The sequence below is a fragment of the Roseateles sp. genome, from assembly GCF_031397715.1.
Classification (GTDB): Bacteria; Pseudomonadota; Gammaproteobacteria; order Burkholderiales; family Burkholderiaceae_C; genus Paucibacter_A.
On the sequence record NZ_JANNMI010000219.1, the window covers coordinates 1 to 1929 of the forward strand.

The following is a 1929-nucleotide window of genomic DNA, read 5'->3' on the forward strand; positions in this document are numbered from 1 at the left end:
AGCACATGGATCTTGGCGTCACGCCATTCCACCAACTCGCCGTCCATCCAAATTTTGCCGTCGCGATCGTCGAGTGACATGGGGCCGTCCTTGCCGAGTTGTGAGTGACTACTGGTGAGGCAGCAATTCTAGCGGCGCGGCTTGACGCTTTAGTCGTCTTGGCGGGTTGAGGCCGCGACGGTATCGCCGGGCTCGGCCGGCCGGTTCAGGGCCCAGCTGAGCACTTTGCCCTTGTTCATCACGATCTCCAGCTGCACGCCGCCGGCGTCGATCCAGCCATAGGTCTCGGGGCTATCGTTCAGTTTGCGGCCCAGGCTGCGGCTGAGCGGCAGCAAATCGATCAGCTTCATGCCGACCTGCAGCTTGGCTTGCAGCATCACCGCGCTGTCGACTTGCCCGACCGGTGCTTCCGAAGCGGTACGCATGATGCGCATCAGCCGCCCGAACTGCAGGAGCAGCCAGAACACCACCACGCTCAAGGCCAGGATCACACCCTTCCAACCCCACAAAATGCCGCCTGCAACAAAGGCCAGCACGGCCAGCGCAATACCAATCCATGTATTCATGGGGGCGAATGCTAACCGCGCGGCGTGAGCATCGGGTCGGCGCTGCCGTCCTCGGCAACATCCCAGCCATAGGCCCGCTCGACCTTGGCGATGCGCAAGGCGTAATGTGCATACCAATCGGCACGACCTTGGTCGCGGGCTTGCACATGCTCGCCCTGGCGGCGCCAGGCGGCAATGTCCAACAAGCTGCGCCAGTAGGAGACGGTGATGCCTAAACCGTCGGCCCCGCGCACGCTCTCGACGCCCAAGTAACCCGTTTGTTGTGCGGCCAGCTCGACCATGCGATCGGCCGTTTCTGCGTAACCCAATTCGACCGAGTTGCGCTGGCTGGTGAAGATGACCGCGTAATAGGGTGGTTCAAAGTCGAAGTTCTTCATAGTCCCCTCGCCAAATCCATCGCTTCTTCGATCCGCTCGACCGCATGCACGGTAAGCCCCTCGATCGGCTTCTTCGGCGCATTCGCCTTGGGCACCACGGCGACGCTAAAACCCAGCTTGGCGGCCTCCTTCAGCCGCTCCTGGCCGCGCGGCGCCGGCCGCACCTCGCCGGCCAGACCGATCTCGCCAAAGGCGATAAAGCCCTTGGGCAGTGGGCGGCCACGCAACGAGCTTTGAATCGCCAGCAGCACCGCCAGGTCGGCGGCGGGCTCGCTGATGCGCACGCCGCCGACCGCGTTGATGAACACATCCTGGTCATTGGTGGCCACGCCGGCATGGCGGTGCAGCACGGCTAACAGCATGGCCAAGCGGTCTTTGTCGAGGCCGACCGAGAGCCGCCGCGGGCTTTGGCCCCCGCTGTCGACCAGCGCCTGCAGCTCCACCAAGAGCGGCCGCGTGCCCTCCAGCGTCACCAGCACGCAACTGCCCGGCACCGGCTCGCCATGCGTGCTCAAAAAAATCGCGCTCGGGTTGGCGACGCCTTTCAGCCCTTTCTCGGTCATCGCGAACACGCCGATTTCGTTGACGGCGCCGAAGCGGTTTTTGATCGCCCGCACCAGTCTAAAACTCGAATGCGTGTCGCCCTCAAAGTACAGCACCGTGTCGACGATGTGCTCCAGCACGCGCGGGCCGGCGAGCGTGCCGTCTTTCGTCACATGGCCGACGAGCACGATGGACGTGCCGCTGGCCTTGGCATGGCGGGTGAGTTGCGCCGCGCACTCGCGCACCTGCGCCACCGAGCCCGGCGCCGAGGTCAGCTGTTCGGAGTACAGCGTCTGGATCGAATCGATGACGCAGAAGGCCGGCTGCCCCGGCGCAAATTCGGACTCGATGGCGGCGATGATCTTTTCGAGCTGGATCTCGGCCAGCACGCGCACCCGGGTGCCGGCCAGCCCCAGCCGCTTGGCACGCAGCGCGATCTGCGC

The 1929-nt window shown here is 64.5% G+C and carries 3 protein-coding genes; all 3 read right to left on the bottom strand.

Annotation, left to right across the window (positions count from 1 at the left end):
• Nucleotides 1-149: 149 nt before the first annotated feature.
• Nucleotides 150-566 carry a hypothetical protein gene (locus RMO57_RS09450; RefSeq protein WP_310386013.1) on the bottom strand — a complete coding sequence of 139 codons (417 nt, stop codon included), beginning with the start codon at nucleotides 564-566 and terminating at the stop codon, nucleotides 150-152.
• Between the two features lie 11 nt (nucleotides 567-577).
• Nucleotides 578-943, bottom strand: coding sequence for an antibiotic biosynthesis monooxygenase (locus RMO57_RS09455; RefSeq protein WP_310386015.1), 366 nt, complete (start codon nucleotides 941-943; stop codon nucleotides 578-580).
• On the bottom strand, nucleotides 940-1929 hold a 990-nt coding region (radA, locus tag RMO57_RS09460), incomplete at its 5' end, for a DNA repair protein RadA (protein WP_310386018.1). The genes radA and RMO57_RS09455, both read right to left, overlap by 4 nt.